Origin of the sequence: Palleronia aestuarii (assembly GCF_003253995.1) — a bacterium.
Lineage (GTDB): Bacteria > Pseudomonadota > Alphaproteobacteria > Rhodobacterales > Rhodobacteraceae > Palleronia > Palleronia aestuarii.
Genome location: NZ_QKZL01000024.1, coordinates 13,138 through 32,490 on the forward strand (window position 1 = coordinate 13,138; position 19,353 = coordinate 32,490).

Consider the following 19,353-nt stretch of genomic DNA (forward strand, 5'->3'; position numbering starts at 1 on the left):
ATCTGCTCGTCCGTGAAGCTCGTTCGCTTCATTGTCCGTCCTCAAGTTGGGGCGGACTCTAATCGACGGTGGAGTAAAAATCCCGTGGCAGGTCACATCCGAGCCAGGCGTCGGTTCCGATGCCGGATTTCAGTTTCCGCCACTCACGGAACTCAAAGCCACGGTCGAAGGTGATCGACCGGCGGGCGGGTTGGGGCAAAAGTTCCATGACGTCAATCAGCCTGCGCATGATGTGCGTCGAGCTGCGGCCGTTGTTGCGGAACAGCACGGCGAAGCGGGTCTTGCGTTCGACCAGGGACGCCACGTTCATCTTTCCCTGGGCGCGCTCGAAGATCATCAGATCGCCTTCCCAGTCACCGAATGTCTCGCGCGACGTAACTTGTCCGGGGCGTTGATGAATGGACCGGTCCGGCGGGAAAACCTGACCTCTGGGCCTTCTGGCGTATCGCGGCCGGCGTTTCTTGCGACGACTTGGGAGATAGCGAGCCAGTTCCCCGGATCGGCCATCGGGGCCGTAGACATACGTGTAGATCGTCTCATGGCTCACGCGAACGGGGCTACCCTCGGAGCCAAGGCGACCCGCGATCTGTTCCGGTGACCAGCCTTCCTTAAACTGCAAGATCACCGCGTCGCGAAGATCCCTCAATCGAACCAACTTGCGGCGTCGCGCACGTCTGGCCTCCGCCGAGCGCTGCGCAGTCATACCGTAGTAGCCACTTAGGTACGGCGGCTCGTCGTCCGTGAACGCGTTGCGCCTGATCTCGCGGTAGACCGTCGAACGATGCCGCCCGAGTTCGGCCGCGATCCGGACCACAGGCACTTTTGCATTCCGCATGTCCTCGATCGTGCGCCGTTCACGCAAGTTCAGCTCCGTATGGGCCATCATCCTTCTCCTTGCTTTCCAGCAAGATAGGGGATCTATCGCAACCCAGTCTAGAATGTACCCATCCCAACAATACCTTTCTGAGAGGTTATGTTATGTAATATTGTCAGAAATTTTCTAATTTATCAAAGTTGACCATCGGCAGCCGTCGCGTAGCTGAGCGAGCTCGGAACAAACGGCCATAGCGAGCGGATGAATAGCAGGATCTGGCCTGCCCCCTAAAAAAGCGGTCCTCTCTGAAGTAGGCTTTTGAGCCAGATGGAGAACGAAAGAATGGGACAGATCGGAGCCGGATCAGGGATCGATACCCCGGCGGAGCGCACAAGCCGGATGAGATCGTCGCGAAGCTGAGGCAGGTGGACGTGCTGGTATCGCAGGGTTGGTCGGTGGCCGAGGCGGTGCGCTCGATCGGGGGTTCGGCACGAGCCGCCACCGGTTCGAGGCCGTGCCGAGCCAGTTCACTTACTACCGTTGGCGCACGGAACGAGCCACGTCCGCCATTGGTCCAAGAACAATGGCGAGTGCGGGCTGAAGACCGACTAGGTGAAACGTCTGAAGGAGCTGGAAAAGGAGAATGAGCGGCTGCGAAAGGCCGTCTCCGATCTCACGCTCGAGAAACTGATCCTGCGAGAGGCCGCCTCGGGAAACTTCTGAGCCCCGCCCGTCGCCGAGCCTGTGTCGATCATGTCAGGCAGAAGTTCTCCGTTTCGGAGCGCATCGCCTGTCGCGTGCTCGGGCAGCATCGGTCTACGCAGCGAAAAATTCCGCACGGGCGGGCCGATGACGATGCGCTGACCGCGGACATCGTTGCGCTCGCCAGCCAATACGGGCGCTACGGCTACCGTCGGGTCGCTGCCATGCTGCGCGATGCCGGGTGGGCGGTGAACGTGAAGCGGATCGAGCGGATTTGGCGACGGGACTTCGGAGGATCAGGAAAGGCCCCTGTGGGGCGTTTCCCCGACGGAGCTGAAAGTTCCCCAGAAGCAACCGAAGAAAGGTCGGCTGTGGTTGAACGACGGGTCGAGTATCCGTCTCCGACCGGAGCGGCCGAACCACGTCTGGTCCTACGACTTCGCTGAGAGCTGAACCGTCGCCATCGTCGCTCGAACCGATGGCGCGACGTGGCGACCGGAAGGAAGTCCCGGATGCTCAACATCGTCGATGAGTTCACGAGGAAGTGCGTGGCGATCAGGGTCAATCGGAAGCTTAATTCCGCCGCCGTGATCGACGTCCTGACCGACCTGTTCATCCTTCGCGGCGTGCCCGGCCACGTTCGGTCGGACAACGTCCTATGTCGGGAATTTCTGGCTGCTTAGGCCAGCAGGTCATGGGGCGTCCGGCTTCCCGGACACCTTGGAAAGGTTGCCCAGACGGGCTCTGCCGTCAAGAAATGATCTCTTCCATAGCAAACACAGGGTACGCTAGCCGGCGGCTCTCACCGTCCTCAATACGAGATCCCAAATTCCAAGCAGAAGGCCCGAACATTATCTACGAGGTCAGCGAGCTGCCCCCACGGCTCTTGTCAGAGAGAGGTCCTTCCGCCCGGGCTCACCCCCTCGAAGAAGGGGCGATAGGGCTTGCCGTGATTGACCACGGCGTGAACGGTGCGTGCCATCTTTACCGCGATCGCGGTGTAGGCCTTGCGGCGTAGATGAGCGTTGTGTCGATCCTTCGAGATGTAGCGCTCGAACTTGTCTCGGAAGCTGTTGGTCCGCTTGAGCACGGCCGTCTGACCGGCCATCCAGAGCGTGCGTCGTAGCCGGGCATTGCCATACTTCGAGATCCGGCTCTGCCCTCGGAACATGCCGGACTGGACCGTCGCAAGGTCCATGCCGCAGAACTTCAGGAACTGGCGGTGATGCCGGAACCGACGAAGGTCGCCGGCTTCGGCTAGGATTGTCATGGCGTTTATCGGGCCGATGCCGGGAATGGTCGTCAGAAGCTGATAGTCGGGCAGATCGGAGAGCAGCTCGACCGCACGGGCTTCGATCTCATTGCGCTGGCGGACGAGACTTCTGCCTTCGGCGAGGACCAGGCGGAACATGCGCACAGCGTCGGAATCCGGTTCGCCGGGCAAACCAACCGAGCCAACAGCCGTTGTGTAAATATCTGAAAGCAGGCGCTCTTTGGAGACTTTGCGGCCGACGACCACCACGCATCGGCAATAAACGCGTCTCGGCTCATGGCGGCGATCATGTGCGGCGACGGGTACTTCTCCAGAAACGCCAGAAACCAGTCGGTTCGCGAGCTTCGATGAAACCGTTCGGCCTCGGGGAAGTAGAGCGGAAGGTAATGAGTCAGGATGCAGTGCCAGAGCTCGATCTTCGAACGTGAGACGATCTCGTGCGTCTTCGACAGCTCCTGAATGTCCACCGTTCCGACCGCCAGGGGATCATGAAAGAACTGGACGGCGCCGATCTCCAGCATGTGCAGGATGACCTGGGCGTCCTTCGGATCATTCTTGTCCCAACTGTTGTGCAAGGCCTCGCGAGTTCGGGCGAGACCGACAGAGGAGACAAGCTTCAGGTCGAACCCGGCCTGGCCGAGATGGTGCGCCAGCGGCCGATGATAGTTGCCGTCAAGGCGGTGCCTTGACCCTCGAAGCCGATCCGAACCGGCAGGTCGTAGCTGACGAGCGCCTCAGACACGCGTTGGAATCTTCCAGCGTGTTCATGATCGTCATGCGACGGCGACGCTTCTTGCTGGGAACCCCGATCAGAACCTCATGTCGATGCTTGGAAATGTCGATGGCGACCAGCAAGGTCGGTGCGATAGAATGAGTGGCGGTAATAGCGTGCTGCGCACCCTCAGCGGTGTGGTTCAGAAAAACCACTGTTGAGACCTGAGACCCGGTCATGGCCACTTGCTGCGCTATCTGGGGGCTGCGCGCGTGGCTAATACCTCTCGGCAGGGCTTCTTCCGGACGTGCTATGGGCCGGAATTCATCGCCAAGGCCGTGCGGGACTGGATTACAGCGGTCGGCGCGAAGACGACGTTCATCGAACCGGGGAGCCCTTGGGAGAACGGGTATTGCGAGAGCTTCAACTCGAAGCTCCGCGACGAGCTTCTGAACGGCGAGATTTTTTACTCCCTCGCCGAGGCGCGCGTGGTGATCGAAGCGTGGCGGGTCCATTACAATACTACGCGGCCCCACTCGTCGCTTCGCTACCGACCACCGGCTCCGCAAGCCGTCGAATGGCCACCTCAAAGCACAGGATCGACCCCGCCTGCGGCCGCGGCAATGGCGCCGAGACCCGTCATGCACTAAAACTGAAACCAGACCACCCGATAGGGGCAGGCCAGGATCAAGAACGCCTCCGTCAAACGCATCCACTATGACAGGCACGATCAACTGCGCACCCACCTTGACGACTTCAAGGCACTATAACTTCACACGCAGGCTCGAGACGCTCGCCAGCCATGCTCCTCGGACCGACGGCGGATCATGGCTGGCCCTCACGCCCTATGAATACATCTCCAAGACTTGGACCTTAGACCCGGATCGGTTCATCCTCGATCCGTTCTGTTAAATGCCGGGACTGACCACCTAAACACATTTGGTAGTCACGCCGCGTGCCATCATGCGGCATATCGCATTGCGCCATCGTCTGACCCCGCCGTGGCGACATCGTCCGGCTGCGCCACGGTATCGACCCCGGACAGGACAGTACCAAGCTTCTGCGCCAGGCTTTCGACCTCTGTGGCCGCACCGCTGATGCGATCCGCCGCCTCCGCGTTTTTGTTGATCATGTCTTCGAGGCCTTTAACGGAAAACTTGATGCCGGAGGCAACCTCGCTTTGTTCCCGGCTAGCCTCGACAACGTGCCTCGTCAGCTCGGACGTCCGCATGATGTCCGGAACCAGATCTTCGAGCATGTTCTGAGCCCTGTCGGCAACGCCGATGCATTCCCCGGAAAGCTCCCGGATTTCACGAGCGGCAGTGTTGCTACGCTCCGCCAGCTTGCGCACTTCCGAGGCGACGACGGCGAAACCCTTGCCGTGTGCGCCGGCGCGTGCGGCCTCTACCGCCGCGTTGAGCGCCAGCAGATCCGTCTGGCGGGCGATTTCCTGAATGATGCCGATCCTGTCTGCGATCGACTTCATTGATCCGATGGCCGTCTCGACGGTCGCGCGCGTATCCTGCGCCTTGTTGGCCGCTTCGCCCGCAATCCGGTTCGTCTGCTGGGAGCTTTCCAGCGTGGATTGCATCGAGGTCTCGATCCGGCTTGCCGACGAGACCGCGTCGCGCGCGGCATTGAGATGCTGGTCCGACATCGCCGTCACGCTGCCGGCATCGGCGCTGACGGAATTGGTCGCTTCGATCATGGCTCCTGTGCTGGCATTTGCCTCGAAGACGATATCCTCGATGAGTTCCAGACGCTTCTTGAGCATCTCTTCGTTGCGGGCACGCTCCGCCGCTGCCGACTCGGCGATGCGCACATTGTCAGAGAAGACCTGCAACAGGCTGTGTACCAGAAACAGCAACGCCCCGGTTTCGATCGTCCACACGACGGCGTGGTAGATCAGCCGCGCCCAGTCGCTACCGCCGGGATACATGAGCTCGGGCAGCAGGAAATTGAAGCCGATGTGATGGACCGCAACGAAGAGATAGGCGGCGACGATCGCCGCCCTGTCGAACAGGAACGCGACCAAGGCAATGTTGACCATGAACAGGAAGTGGATGTCGAGCTGGAGCTTGTGCCCCTGCGCAGCCGCGATCATGATGATAGGGGACAGAACCAGCGCCAGCGCCATGACCGAGCGGCCCACGGTGTCCTTGTGCAATCGGATCGCGATGCTCGCCGTGACCGCGGCCGCAAGCATAAGCCCGCCGTAAAGCTTCATCGAGGTCCCGGAAGACCAAGCGAAATAGAGAATGACCGGGATGCCCAGATAGACGTAGGCTTCTAGGAAAGTCAGAAGTCTTGCACGCAGTGCCTCGACCGTCATGAAATCCACTCCAGTGTTAAACTGCGGTGCTGCACAGCCAGGCCGCACGTTTCCCATTCAGAAAGAAGAAGGCCCCGGCCTCCCGCAGGGACTGCCGTTGCACCGCGTTCAGCGGCCCGGACACGCCGATCCAGTCGACGTTCCCGATCGCCAGGATCGATGCGCCTGCGTTCGCGATCGCGCGGAAGGCCACACCATTGTCGGCAAGGGGCGAAAAGATCACGACCACCGGCTCACCGGGCACCGTGTCCAACGACGGCGCCATGATGGCCGTCACGGCCAGAGCCGAGAGCCCCGCCACGTAGATACTCGCCAGAAGTGCTTTCGAAGCCCCGTTCATCGCCCTGGAAAGACCTACCCTTTATCGGAACGGCCCTGTGCTAGTCGGAGAAGTGTTAAAAAGGCTTTGAACTCGTCGCGGCCTTTCGCTTCAATTGTTCCGAAATCGGCATGGGGGTGCGACAGCCCGCGGCTGGTGCGGCAGTTCGGCTACCAGTCGACGCTGTCAGGAGCCAACGGGATCGAGACCGGCCGATGGCCGTCGTCTTCGCTCTGACGGCTGCCCTGGCCGCCCTTCTGTGTGTCGAGCAATGACTGCGGGTGGGCGGCCGATCTCCGTTCGTCGAGCGTGGATGATCCCGCAGACTTCGCGCGCGATGTGGCGTTCGAGCATCCAAATGGTTTCGAGCTTCGAATGCCCCATAGCCATGCGTTTGGCCACGTGGTCCTTCGTCCGCTGGTCGAGGCGCATTCGGGAGACGGCGACGATTTGCAGCGCGCTGTTGGCCGCCCTGTCGCCGCCACGGTTCAGACGGTGCCGGATCGTCTTGCCCGAGGATGCGGGGACGGGACTGACCCGGCAGAGCGCCGCGAAGCTGGTGTCAGATGAGAGGCGATCCGGATTGTCCCCTGCGGTGAGCATTAGTTCGGCAGCGCACTCGTGGCCGATGCCACGGCGCGATAGAAGGGCCTGCGCCAGATCTTCGACGACCGCTCCGATCCTATCATATCGTCCGGTTCGGCGATCTCGTCGAGCAACTCCACGCAGCGCCGCGCGAGCGATCTGAGGGCAATCCAGCAGGCCCCCTCGAACTCTCGGTAGGCGGACATGTCCGGGCGGGATGCCACCAGTGTGCGGACGAGCAGCATCCGCGTCATGTCGCGAAGGCAGTCACGAAGCGCATCCGGGGCCGAGACGATGGTGCCGTGGATCATCTGCAGGGCGACCCGCTGTGCGGCGACCGCGGACTTGCGGCAAACCTTCAGAACACGACGGGCTTCCACCATCCCGTCCCGCCTACGAGGCGTGACGGTACGGATATCCGCGAAGGCGGCATGAGCTGCGTTTTGGATATCGAGATCATCGTCCTTTCCCTTGCGGCGGCGGGTAAGCCTGTCGGGCGTGATTACCTCCAGCACCTCGATCCCGACACGTTGCAGATGGCGCAGAAGACCGGCCCCGTAGCTGCCGGTGCATTCGACGCCGACGCGGCACAGATCGCCGTGGGATCGCATCCATGCGAGCATCCTGCCGTAACCCTGCCTCGTTGCCGGGATCGAAGCCGTGGCCAGGACGCGGTTATGGTCATCGACGACGGCCGCGACATGAAGGTCCTTATGCGTATCGACCCCGCCGGTCACGGTGATGATCTTCGGTGTCTCGGTATTGGTCATGATCCGGTCCTCCTGAGATCGTTGCATCGAACGACGCCCGGACCGGTGCGGGACAAGACAGTCATGAGATCCCGCCGAAAGCAGGATCACGCCCTTCTCGGGTCATACGCAAATCCGGCTAGGCGAAGCCCCACAACAAGGCGTTCCCGGGCGGCCGACAGGTCTAGGGAAAGACACGTCGGTCGATCGGTGGTCGGTTCAGGCCGCACCGAGACACCTGGAGACATCCGAGTACGGCCCATTCTTCGGATTTATACGCTCACGGGGCTGACGGGGACGCGATTTGCCGCGTGACTGGAGGCCTTTCGGCGCAATCAGCCTATCGCCGGGGTGCTTTTCTTCGTTTCAGCCGTCAGGCAGGCAGAGTCCGGCCCTGAAGCCATCGCAGTCGGGTCATGTAGTAGGCGATGTTAGCCAGCGTGATCGCGGCCCTGGCGCGAGTTAGTCCGATCGTACGGATCGTCAGGCCCATGCGGGCCTTTTGCTGGGCGAAGACGTGCTCGACCATGGAGCGCACTGCCGACTTGCGGCCATTGGCGCGCGACGTTCTTTGCGGCGTCGGGCGGCTATGCGGCTTTTGCAATTTACCTAGCTGGTCATGCCATTGCCTTTCAGCCGAGAACTCGTTCTTGGCAGAGCGGTAGGCGCTGTCGGCCCAGACGTCTTGCGCGGTGTTGGCCATCTGGATCAGTCCCTCGCGCAGCCGTGTGCCGTCGTGCCTAGAGGCGTCCGTGACGAGTTGGCGCCGAAACACCCCGTGCATCCGGTCGATGCTGACATGCGACTTGTAGCCATAGAGCGGGATCGCGATACCGACGGGCTTTGAGACATCCGCCCGCACCTTGGCCTTGCTGTACTTTACCGTCCAGCGACCATCGACATCCTTCTGTGCCGCCTTCGCAAGCTTGTCCGGCCAGATCTCCGAGGCGCACTTCCCCGCCTTGATCGCCGCCTTCTCACGGTCGGTGTTCCTCTGACGCGGCGCCGCCACCAGGCTCGTGCCCACGATCTGCCCGGAGCGCGTGATGAACCCCGCCTGGTTGATCGCCATGTCCATTTTGCTGAGGAGAGCGTCGAGCGCATTCGCCCGGATGAACGCCTCGCGAAAGTCCCACAGCGTGTTCGCATCTGGCACCGCGTCCGCGATCCCGAGCCCGCAAAACCGCATTTAGCTCAACCGGTCCCTCACCATCTTCTCGGTCGCTTCCAGACTCAAACCGTGCAGGCTCTGCAGAACCAGCATCCGAAACTTAAGCACCACGGCCATCGCAGGACGCCCGTCTTTGATCCCGCGCGGCCTGCCCACCGCACGCTCCAGGATCGGCCGGAACCGCTCGATTTCCACCGTCCGGTTCAGCGTCTCCAGTGGGTCGCCCACCGCCGAGAACTCCTCGAGCCGATCCTCGATGCTCCAGAATCCCGTCTGCTTCGCCATCACCGTCTCCTCGTGTCGAAGTCAGTGAATTATCACGAGCCTCCAAGGGATAGAGGTTTCCGGAGGCGTCCACCTCGCGACGCTAGCGCAACAGACGGTTAATCGGTGTTCGGTTCAGACCGCCCGGGAACCGTCCTGATCGTATGACTGTCGGTATTGAACATTTCCGGCTTGCCGTGGCCGCGGAGCGCGTCTTTGTGAGCCTCGGTGCAGAACTCGACGTCCATCGCGTTTGACGGTCGCCTGCCATGACCCTGCGGATGAACCAGTCCATAATCGAGACGAGGTAGAAAAATTATTGCCGCATGGGGATATAGGTGATGTCGGTGCACCAGACGTGGTTTGGCCGGTCGATCAGTAGACCCCGGAACAGAACGGATACTTGGGGTGCTCCGGGTGAGGCATAGTCGTGCGTGGCCGCTGATAGACGGCCCGTAGACCCATCCCGGCCATCAGCCATCAGCCACCAGCTGCGCTTGCGCCCGGCGCAGTAGCCCTGGCTGCGCAGGGTCTCGCCATCTGACGGCTGTCATAGAACGGCGTCTCCATGAACTATGCGTCGATCAGCTTCGTCAGCGCCAGGTTCAGCGGGCTGTCGCCCTTACCCGGGCCATACCACGCGGACCGGCTGATACCGATCAGGACACATTGCCGGGTAATCGACAGCGCCGGGTGGCGCGCCTCGATCATCTTACGCCTCCGGGCCACACTCACCGGCCGCGCGCCAGTGGGCAAGAACCAATGGCGCCCTCACTGACTCGCCTTTGGCTGAACGATCACGTTCTACCACGAACTGGCCGATCTTGGCGTGCAGCTTCTCGATCTCGCCCTCTTTCTCGTCCGCCTCCGCCTTGCCCGACATTCCCGCGAGTTCCTGCCGCTTCCAGGTGTTGATCAGAGCTGATGCACGCCGTGCTTCGCTACCAGCTCGGCAACCGTCATCTCACCACGGATCGCCTCGAGCGCCACCTTCGCCTCGAACTCGTCGCAGTAATCCTTTCGTTTGCCAGCCACGCTGTTCGTCCCTGTGATCGTTGGCGGCAAGCTTGACCGGATGCCCGAGTTCCGGGGACCACATTACGGTTTCCGTGTCGTCTCAGGCAATTCGCTAAACTTTTCTCGTTCCGGCGCTCTCTCGGCAAATTGGTTGACCAATTCTCCGGCGTGTGCGAGATTGATTCACGTGAGGAGAGAGCACAACCACCTCGACGGCACGGTCACGTTGTTCCCGTCGATGTCGCTCGATTCAGTGATGAGCCGCCATTCCCAAATCACCGGCAATCCGAAGGGAGTGCGGTCGTTGCGACGCTCATGATTTCCAGAAAGGGAGGAGAAGTATGAATTACGGTGTAACGCGTGGTTATGCACCCGAAACGCGGATCGGACGGCAGCTAATCAATGTGGGTCTGTACAAACGGCTGATACTCACCGGCGGGTTGACGATCGGCATGGCCGGCACCGGCGCGATTGCGCAGACTGTCGGTGATGCGGACAATGGTCGGCATCTCGAGGCCCTTCCGAACTGGCAGTTCACGACCGACGCAGTCGATCCTACGGACGGTGCGGCATCATCGTCGGACGCGGAATGGACCGCGGTTACCCTGCCTCATACCTGGAACGCGCAGGACGGCAGCGATGGCGGTGACAATTATTATCGCGGCGATGGATGGTACAAGACCACCTTCGATGTCACCGAAAATCTGGGCGACCGACGCGTGTTCGTCCAAGTCGGTGCGGCCAACGAGATTGCCGAGGTGTTCGTGAACGGCACCCGTGTCGGCACGCATGCCGGCGGCTACAGCGCGTTCCGCTTCGACCTGACAGATGAGCTGGTGGAGGGTAGCAACGACATTGCGATCAAGGTGAACAACGCACCGCATCGCCTGCCCCCCATAGATGCTGATTTCACCTTCTTCGGCGGTCTTTATCGCAGCGTGGCGTTGGTGGAAGTCGCGCCTGTGCATGTCGATCTGACCGATTTCGGTGGTCCGGGCGTTTATCTGACGACCGAGAGCGTCACCGACGACGCAGCCGAGGTCGCGGCGCGGGTCAAACTGGCGAATGACGGCGACGATGAGCGTCGTGTGACCCTGCGAGTGCAGGTGTTCGACGATGGAGACGCCGTCGTGGCGGAGGCCGAGAACGCTGTCACGCTCGCTACCGGGGCTCGGGAGGAGAGGACCCTGGAGCTTTCCATTTCCGACCCGAGGCTTTGGCAGGGGCGCGCGGATCCGTATCTCTACCGCGCCGTCACGACCTTGGTGGATACTGACGGCAACGTCCTCGACGAGGTGACCGAACCGCTCGGCGTTCGCGAAATCGAGATCGACCCGCAGGACGGGTTCCTCCTGAACGGCGAGTCCATGCCCCTGCGCGGGGTCAGCTACCACCAGGACGTGGAAGGCGCGGGTTTTGCGGCCACGGACGATCAGAAGCGCCGCGATTTCGGCATCATGGACGAGTTGGGAGCCAATTCCGTCCGGCTGGCCCACTACCAGCACAGCCGCAGCGTCTACGATCTGGCCGATGAATTCGGCATGGTCGCCTGGGCCGAGGTTCCGGTCATCAGCGAGGTCGACCTGACGGATGCCTACGCGCAGAACGCTCGTCAGCAGATGCAGGAACTCATCCGCCAGAACTACAATCACCCCTCGATCGCGGTCTGGGGGATCTGGAACGAGGTTTCCCTGCAAAGCGCCAGCGACGTGTCATCGCTCCTGACCGATCTGAATGCACTGGCCAAGGCGGAAGACCCGTCCCGGCCGACCACCGCCGCCGTTCTGGGCCGGCTTGGTCCCGAGGAGCCGGTGATGAACATCACCGACACCGTCGGTCAGAACCTCTATTTCGGCTGGTACTACGGCAACCCGACCGGGGACCTCGGGGCATGGCTGGACGAACTGCATGCCGCAGCACCCGATCTTCCCATCGGCGTCAGCGAATACGGCGCCGGCGCCGGCCCCTCGATCCAGGCGGAGACGACGGTTCAGCAGGATCACACCGAGACCTATCAGGCCGATTATCACGAAGAAGCCTATCTCCAGATGAAGGAACGTCCGTGGCTCTGGTCGACCTTCGTCTGGGCGATGTTCGACTTCGCATCCGATGCCCGCGACGAAGGCGAAGGCCCCGGTATCAACGACAAGGGCCTGGTGTCGCGCGACCGCGAGGTGCGGAAGGATGCCTTCTACTGGTACCAGGCCAACTGGAGCGAGGATCCCGTGCTCCACATGACCGGCAAGCGTCTGGTCGAACGTCAGCGCGGTGACGTCACCGTGGAGGTCTATTCGAACCTGCCGGAGGCCGAGCTGTTCCTGAACGGCACCTCGATGGGGGTCGTCGAGACCCCGGAGAGCGGTCGCCTCAACTGGAAAATCGAACTCTCCTCCGGCACGAACAGCCTCGAAGTGGTGGCCGTGGCCGATGGCGAAACCATCGCGGATACGGCGGAATGGGAGCTCGTCACCAACGACGACACGCTCCTGGTTTCTCGCCTGGTGGCTGTCGATGGCGAGGCGGACCGCGTCGTGAACCTGCCGTATGGCACCGTAATCGACGACATGCCGGACCTGTTCGACCTCCCGTTCGGAGCAAGCTTCGAGTTCGGCGACCGGCCGGGCGACACTCCCCTCGCAGTCGGCGATACCTTCACGGTGGTCGCGCAGAATGGCGATCGTCGCGACTATACCGTTGCCGAGGGGGCACTGTCCGAAGGTCGTCGCGTTCAGGCCAATCGCGAAGGCGTGGGGGGTGGTCTGCCCGACGGCCCCGCTGCGCTTGCGGTGGATGGAGATGCGGAGTTTCCGACCGACATGACGGACGGAGGGTTCTGGCATACCCGGGACGTTCTGCAGATCCCGGCATGGATCAAGGTCGATCTGGGCGCCGAGTACTACGTCAGCGCAGTAGATGTCGCGTGGTTCGATCCGGACACGACGGTCGAGGGAACTGGCTCGATGACCTATCGCGTCGACGCGGCGCCGGAAGAAGAACGGAGTTTCGCCGTCTTCAACGAGAGTTACGAGCCGGTTTTCGACGATCGCGAGACGGATGAGGACGGTCGGACCCAAGACGACGTGGGGCAAGTAGCGCGGTACATCCGCGTGACGATCGACAGTTCCGATTACTACATGATGCGGGACGGCGAACCGTTCCAGAATAAGGGCCTCACCGAGATGTCGGTCTATGGCGGTCTCGTTTACTCCGATGAACTCGACATCGACTATAGGGCCAAGACGATCCAGGCGGGCTCCCTGTCCGCAGAGGATGTGGCGGCCGAGTTGCAAACCATTGGGGATGGCAGCGACGTCGAAATCGTCGACGGGGCGATCGTGGTGACCGCCGGCGATGGGCAGCGCCGCGAGCGGTACGAGATCACGTCCGGCTGACTTCGAACGACGCGACAACGACTCCCGCCCTGCCGGGCGGGAGTTTTCATGTCGACGGTCACGCCTTGAGGGTAACCGGTTCGAACTGATGCCCGTCGAAGGCCGGATCGTCGACATCCGACAGGGTCATCAACGTACTTCGTACATTGCCCAGATGCATCCACATGGCCTGCCGCGCACCGCCCCGATCGCGGTTCTGCAAGGCCGACAGGATGGTTTGGTGATCGGCCAGCCACGCCTGACGGTAGGTCGTCTCGAAAATGCGGCTGTGCAGCTTCGCCCACATCGGGCTGCGTTCCCGGCGGCGCCACAGATCTTCGACGACATCGATCAGGACGGAATTCTGCGTCGCCGCGGCGATCAGGCGATGGAACTGTCGATCCCCTTGATAATTTCCAGACCCCGACTCGAGGTCCGCACGCTCCATCCTCAAGGCCTCGCGCATACGCTGGATATCGGCATCGGTGACTTTGCTGGCAGCGAATTCGGCAATATCGGCTTCCAGCAGCTGACGAGCCTGCAACAGCTCGAACGGACCGACATCGTCCCGTAATTCGGTGCTGGGCATGGGAGAACTCGTGCGGATATAGATGCCCGAGCCTTTCCGAACCTCGACCACCCCCTCGATTTCGAGAAGTATCAGTGCCTCACGAACCAAGGATCGCGGCACGTTCAGGCGGTCGGACAGGGCGCGCTCCGGCATCATCCGCGCACCATCTGCCAGACCTTCCGTCCGGATCAGGTCTCGGATCGCCTCCGCTACTTCCTGATACCTTCGTCCCGTTGGCACAACCCATCCTGTTCGGGTCTTGGAATGGACACCGATCCTACCGCATTCGAGTTGTCCATCATGCTGTTCGAGCAGGCCGTGTCAAACACACGGCACATCGGATCGCGCAGACGGGCGTTCGTTACGGGAGGGCAAGTTCCTCGCCGTGTAGTCGGGAGGTATCGGTCTGCTCATGCATCCCGCTAACCATGCCGGATCAACGGATCGTATCCCGCTCGGAATTTTGTCGACAGGGCCGGGCGCACGGAGAACGGACGGTGGCTCCTACCAAACGATAATCTGGTCGCCGTTGGCTACCTGAAAGCGCAAGGCCGCGTCGCGGCTCTTGCGCTCAAGCGGAGCTTCGATGACACCGGCTGGCAACCGCTCAGCGGTCGGTGCTGTGTGAGCTGCGTGTGGGCGCCGCTCATCGATTGCTGCTGTTGAAGTAGCTCTTGAATGCCCGTTTAACCGATGCATCGCCGTCGTGGTTGTGGTTTCCTGCCGATTTCGACGAGCTATTCAGGGTCATCGTAGTCGGGTCGGGATTGACCTCCCGGCGTTGAGAGGCCTTGAGTGTGCCATGATTGACCACGACCACCCTGCCCCAATGAATGACGCCCCTACGGCACCCGGTTGTCCGCCGCGACGAGGGAGAGCCTCACGGGGCCGACATGTCGCGTGTGTCGTGCCCGGACGGGCGGCACGGTGAGACGCGCGATCCTGCAGGCAAGCGCGGCACTCGACCGACTGGCCCGGGCGATCTGCACCATGGCGGCGCTGGTGTTGGTAGCGACGATCCTCGGCAACGTGGTGGCGCGTTACGGCTTCGGGACGGGATCGATCGCCTTTCAGGATCTCGCGGGCTACGCCTTCGCGGTTTTCCTGATCTTCTCGATCCCGGTCTGCATGGCGCAGGGCGGGCATGTCCGCGTCGAGGTGATTTCGGAGCGCCTGTCGCCACGTTATCTCAGGTCGGTGGACATGCTCGCACTGATCGCGTTCCTGATCCCGGCCTTCGGGCTCCTCGTTTGGGCATGGTGGCCGACGCTGTCCTACTCCTGGTCGATCCTGGAGGCCTCGGTCGAGACCGGTGGGCTGCCGGGGCTGTTCCTGGTCAAGACCGCGCTTCCCGTTGCCTCCGTGCTGATGATCGTCCAGGGCATTGCGGCGGTGATCGGACCGGGGACGACGGGGGAGTGATACTGCAGGAAATTTTTCTCGCGCTGATGATCGCGGGCCTCTTCACGGGCATTCTCGCGGGAATACCCGCCATGCTGGCGATCGCTGGCGTGCCGCTCGTCACCGCCCTCCTCGCGAGCGCCTTCGGGGCCTTCGACCTGAGCTATCTCAGCTTCTATCCCGCCCGGGTCTGGGGGGTGATGTCGAACAGCCTGCTCGTTGCGGTCCCGCTTTTCGTGCTGATGGGGGTGCTCCTGGAGCGCGCGCAGTTGGCCGAGAACATGCTACGTGTCCTCGGCCGGATGCTGGGGGGATCTGCGCGCGGCATGGCGCTGGCCGTGCTCCTCTTCAGCGCGATGATCGCGGCGGCGACGGGGATCATCGGCGCGACGGTCGTCATGCTCGTCCTGATCAGCCTGAAGCCCCTTCTCGATGCCGGAATACCGGCGCACCGGGCTAGCGGGCTGATCTGCGCCTGCGGCACGCTCGGCCAGATCATTCCGCCCTCGATCCTCCTGGTGCTCTTGGGCGACCAGGTGGGCAACACCTATCTCGAAGCGCAGCAACGGGCGGGCAACTTCGCCCCCATCCCGGTCTCAGTCGGCGATCTTTTCGCGGGCGCCCTTCTACCCGGACTGCTTCTCGTCACCCTCTTCGGGCTCTATCTCGCGGTCACCATCCGGCCTGCGCGCACGATCGTCATGCCGACGACGGCGGGCGTGTCGCGGCGCGAGGTCGCGACGACGTTCCTGCCGCCGATGCTCCTGATCCTGGCGGTGCTCGGCTCGATCCTCGCGGGCGTCGCGACCGCGACCGAGGCCGCGGGGCTCGGCGCCGTGGGCGCGCTTCTCATGGCGGCCTACACGTCGAACGCGTCGCGTGCGGCGCGGCTCCTGATCGCGGGAAGCGGCCTCGCCGCCTTCGCGCTCGTCGCGCTGCGCGTGGCGGGGCTGGGGCGCGCGGACCCGGGAAGCCTTGCCGGCGTGCTCGCCCTCCTCGCCGCCGCGCTGATCCTCGCGGGAACGCTGGCCGCCTCGATCCGAGCGTGGCGGACGGGCATGTTCCAGGCCGCGCTGCTCGAGACCACGAAGATCTCCGGCATGGTCTTCGGCATCGTCATCGCCGCGTCCCTCCTCGCTCTGGTGTTTCGCGGCCTCGGCGGCGACCGGCTGGTCGAGACCTTCGCGGAAGGCTTTCCGGGCGGCGAGATCGGCACGCTCCTCATGATCCTCGGCGTCGTGTTCCTCCTGGGTTTCATCCTCGAGGCGGTGGAGATCATCTACATCGTCGTCCCGCTCCTCGGGCCGTCGGTGCTCTCGACCGACATGTCTCCGGTCTGGTTCGCCGTGCTCCTGGCGATGAACCTGCAGACGAGTTTCCTGACGCCGCCCTTCGGCTTCGCCCTTTTCTACTTTCGCTCGACCGCACCGGGCAGCATCTCGACCGCACAGATCTACCGCGGCGTGATCCCCTACGTCATCCTGCAGCTCCTGGCCCTGGGGATCCTCTTCGCGATCCCCGGATTGGCGACATGGCTGCCGCAGGTCATATTCGGATAGCAACCCGGGAGGGACAGACCCATGGAACGCAGAACCTTTCTCGCAAGCGGCGCCGGGCTGACAGCCGCGACGCTCGCCGCGCCCGCCGTCGCGCAGGGGCGGGTACAATGGAACATCGCCTCGGCGTTTCCCGCCGCCGCGCCGGGCGTCGGCACCAACGTCACGCGCTACGCCGAGATCCTGTCGGAAATGTCGGACGGCCGCATCGAGCTCACGGTCTATGGCGCGGGCGAACTGGTGCCGCCCTTCTCGGTCGAGGACGAGGTTCAGGCCGGCAACATCCCCGTCGGTCACACGCCGCCCTATTATGCGGCCGGAAAGAACCCGGCGCTGCACTGGTTCACGGGCGTGCCGTTCGGCATGACCTCGAACGAGCACGTGGCCTGGCTGAAATGGGGCGGCGGTCAGGAGCTCTGGGACGACATCTATGCGCAACGGGGTCTGCGGCCCTTCTACTCGGGCAATTCGAACACGCAGTCGGGCGGCTGGTTCAAGAACCGCATCGAGGGCGTGCAGGATCTGCAGGGCCTCAACATGCGTATCGCGGGGCTCGGCGGCGAGGTCATGCGCGAGCTTGGCGTGAACGCCGTCCTGATGCCGCCCACGGAGATCTTCCAGGCGCTGCAATCGGGCGCGATCGACGCCGCCGAATGGGTCGGACCGATGCTCGACCAGGCGTTCGGCCTGCAGCGGATCACCAACCTTTGCTACCTGCCCGCCTATGCCGAGCCCGCCGCTTCCGTCGGTGTCGTCTACAATATCGACGCGTTCGCGGAGCTGCCCGCCGACCTCCAGGCGATGTGCGGCTATGCCGCCTCCGCCGCCGCGCTCGAGATGCAGGGGCAGTTCGACTACTTCAACGCCCAATCCCTGCAGGCGCTCCGCGACGAGGGCGTGGAGTTCCTGCCCTTCCCGGACGACGTGACGGACGCCATGCGCGAGGCCTGGAATACCGTGCGCGAAGGGCTGAGGTCGGAAAATCCCGACGTGGGCGACGTGCTCGAGAGCTACGATGCCTATCTCGAGAGGGCGCGGGCCTACAGCCTCGCCATGACGGAGCCCTACTTGCGCGGCCGTGGGTGAACGCGTGGCCGGAACGGGATTTTCCGGTTCCGGCCACCTCACGGCGATCCATGGAGCGGTCGCACGGAGAGTGCCCTCGATGGCCCGGAACGCCTGTAGCCACCGCTTGCACCCTACGATCCGACACGGAAGGCCCGGAACTAAGGGCCGTGCTTACGGCTCAAGCGAAGATCACCTTGTCTGGCACCTGTTTCCCCGTCCCGATACGCGGCGTCCCATTTCGAGTCCGGCAGTCACGGTGATCATGCGAGATCACCATTCGCCGTTCAGTTCCGGAACCGTGTCCATAGCGAAGAAGGCCGCGCCGCAGACCGCCAGGTCCGTGGAATTTCGGGCCAGCCTGATGTCGAGATTCTGGGTCGCGAGCGGAAGGCAGCGCTGGTAGATCAGCTCCCGGACGCCCGCCAGCATCGCTTCGCCCGTGGCCGCGAGTTGCCCGCCGATCACCAGGACTTCCGGATTGATCATGGCGACCAGATCGGCGCTTACCTTTCCCAAGACCCGGCTGCTCATGTGAATGAGCTTCAGAGCCTCCGGCTCTCCGTTGGTCCAGAGCCGCATGACGTCGCGGGCATCCTCGCAATCGAAACCCTTGGCACGGAGATCGCGGGCCAGCGCCCACCCGGCGGCATGCGCTTCGGTGCATCCCTTCTTGCCGCAGCGGCAAAGGTGGTAGGGTTGCAGCCTATGCTGGATATGGCCCAGATCGCCGGCCGTTCCCGAGACACCGCGCAGCAGGTTGCCACCCGTGATAATCCCGCAGCCGATACCGGTGCCGATCTTGATGAAGGCAAAGTTCTCGCACGAGGGCCACGACAGGCGATGTTCGGCAAGGCACATCAGATTCACGTCCTTGTCGATCACGACCGTCAGACCCGTCTGCCGGGTGATCCACTCGCGGATATCGAGGTTCTCCCACCCGTACATCACCGACGGCTTGACCACATGCCCCGAGGCGACGTCGACGGGCGCAGGCACCGCCAGGCCCAGAGCGGCGACGGGCGCCGTGCGCGCATTGGAGAGCGACAGCGCCTGGCTCGCTTCGACGACGTGTCGGAGCGTGATCTCGGGATCCGCACGCAGATCGAGGGCGAAATGGGTCTGGTCGAGGATCCTGCCGTGCAGATCGAGAAGACAGGCGCGCCCGACATGCTCGCCCAGATCGACGCCGATCAGATTGCGGTAATCCGGATTGACTTCGTAACTCCGTGCGGGCCGTCCGCCATCCGAAGCTGCCGGGGCGCCCTCGCGAAGGAGCGACGACGCGAGGAGGGCCGCAATTCGCTGGGAGACCGTGCCGCGGGACAATCCCGTTGCCGCCTCGATTGCGCGCGCCGTTCGAGCATGCCCCGATCTGACCATTCGGTAGATCGTCAATTCGATCGCCTTCGACACGATTGAGACACCCTTCCCGTCATTCGCCCTTCTCC

General features: G+C 62.9%; 8 protein-coding genes and 7 pseudogenes. 6 read left to right on the plus strand and 9 right to left on the minus strand.

The window, feature by feature from the left end:
* Window positions 1–91: 91 nt before the first annotated feature.
* Window positions 92–883: pseudogene (locus tag LX81_RS17800) on the minus strand (IS30 family transposase); the annotation flags it as partial.
* A gap of 293 nt (window positions 884–1,176) precedes the next feature.
* Here LX81_RS17800 and LX81_RS17805 point away from each other — a divergent pair.
* A pseudogene (locus LX81_RS17805) lies at window positions 1,177–2,169 on the plus strand (IS3 family transposase); the annotation flags it as partial.
* A gap of 236 nt (window positions 2,170–2,405) precedes the next feature.
* On the opposite strand, the pseudogene LX81_RS17810 reads toward LX81_RS17805, so the two are convergent.
* Window positions 2,406–3,674: pseudogene (locus LX81_RS17810) on the minus strand (IS110 family RNA-guided transposase).
* A gap of 129 nt (window positions 3,675–3,803) precedes the next feature.
* Between LX81_RS17810 and LX81_RS17815 the strand changes: the two are divergent.
* A pseudogene (locus tag LX81_RS17815) lies at window positions 3,804–4,151 on the plus strand (integrase core domain-containing protein); the annotation flags it as partial.
* A gap of 311 nt (window positions 4,152–4,462) precedes the next feature.
* On the opposite strand, the gene LX81_RS17825 reads toward LX81_RS17815, so the two are convergent.
* The 5 genes and pseudogenes from LX81_RS17825 to LX81_RS22930 all read right to left on the minus strand — a co-directional run.
* Entirely contained in the window at window positions 4,463–5,833 is a 1,371-nt protein-coding gene (locus LX81_RS17825; RefSeq protein WP_170134018.1) for a methyl-accepting chemotaxis protein, read from the minus strand.
* 16 nt (window positions 5,834–5,849) lie between these two features.
* Window positions 5,850–6,134 carry a hypothetical protein gene (locus tag LX81_RS17830; RefSeq protein ID WP_146259471.1) on the minus strand — a complete coding sequence of 95 codons (285 nt, stop codon included), beginning with the start codon at window positions 6,132–6,134 and terminating at the stop codon, window positions 5,850–5,852.
* 309 nt (window positions 6,135–6,443) lie between these two features.
* Window positions 6,444–7,507 (minus strand): annotated as a pseudogene (locus LX81_RS17835) (IS110 family RNA-guided transposase); the annotation flags it as partial.
* A 352-nt stretch (window positions 7,508–7,859) separates the two neighbouring features.
* Window positions 7,860–8,942 (minus strand): annotated as a pseudogene (locus tag LX81_RS17840) (IS5 family transposase).
* A 125-nt stretch (window positions 8,943–9,067) separates the two neighbouring features.
* Window positions 9,068–9,956 (minus strand): annotated as a pseudogene (locus LX81_RS22930) (DDE-type integrase/transposase/recombinase); the annotation flags it as partial.
* Window positions 9,957–10,279: 323 nt separating this feature from the next.
* On the opposite strand from LX81_RS22930, the gene LX81_RS17845 reads away from it, so the two are divergent.
* On the plus strand, window positions 10,280–13,330 hold the full coding sequence (locus LX81_RS17845) for a glycoside hydrolase family 2 protein (protein ID WP_111538660.1): 3,051 nt from the start codon (window positions 10,280–10,282) through the stop codon (window positions 13,328–13,330).
* Window positions 13,331–13,388: 58 nt separating this feature from the next.
* Here the strand turns inward: LX81_RS17845 and LX81_RS17850 are convergent, their stop codons facing one another.
* Window positions 13,389–14,120 (minus strand): FCD domain-containing protein, encoded by a 732-nt coding sequence (locus tag LX81_RS17850; protein WP_111538661.1) that lies wholly within the window; start codon window positions 14,118–14,120, stop codon window positions 13,389–13,391.
* Window positions 14,121–14,807: 687 nt separating this feature from the next.
* Here LX81_RS17850 and LX81_RS17855 point away from each other — a divergent pair.
* Genes LX81_RS17855 through LX81_RS17865 form a run of 3 tightly spaced genes read left to right on the plus strand, consistent with a single transcriptional unit; the run spans window position 14,808 to window position 17,923 of the window.
* A complete protein-coding gene (locus tag LX81_RS17855) occupies window positions 14,808–15,302 on the plus strand; it encodes a TRAP transporter small permease subunit (RefSeq protein ID WP_234822689.1) in 495 nt (164 codons plus the stop codon).
* Window positions 15,299–16,840 (plus strand): TRAP transporter large permease, encoded by a 1,542-nt coding sequence (locus LX81_RS17860; RefSeq protein WP_111538662.1) that lies wholly within the window; start codon window positions 15,299–15,301, stop codon window positions 16,838–16,840. Before LX81_RS17855 ends, LX81_RS17860 begins: the two co-directional genes overlap by 4 nt.
* A gap of 21 nt (window positions 16,841–16,861) precedes the next feature.
* Entirely contained in the window at window positions 16,862–17,923 is a 1,062-nt protein-coding gene (locus LX81_RS17865) for a TRAP transporter substrate-binding protein (protein ID WP_111538663.1), read from the plus strand.
* A 252-nt stretch (window positions 17,924–18,175) separates the two neighbouring features.
* On the opposite strand, the gene LX81_RS17870 is transcribed toward LX81_RS17865, so the two are convergent.
* Complete coding sequence (locus LX81_RS17870; RefSeq protein WP_111538664.1) at window positions 18,176–19,318, minus strand: ROK family protein; 1,143 nt, start codon at window positions 19,316–19,318, stop codon at window positions 18,176–18,178.
* Between the last annotated feature and the right edge of the window lie 35 nt (window positions 19,319–19,353).

Coding starts and splice junctions, on each gene's coding strand:
- LX81_RS17825 (WP_170134018.1), bottom strand. CDS start 5,833: ATGACGGTCGAGGCACTGCGTGCAAGACTTCTGACTTTCCTAGAAGCC.
- LX81_RS17865 (WP_111538663.1), top strand. CDS start 16,862: ATGGAACGCAGAACCTTTCTCGCAAGCGGCGCCGGGCTGACAGCCGCG.
- LX81_RS17845 (WP_111538660.1), top strand. CDS start 10,280: ATGAATTACGGTGTAACGCGTGGTTATGCACCCGAAACGCGGATCGGA.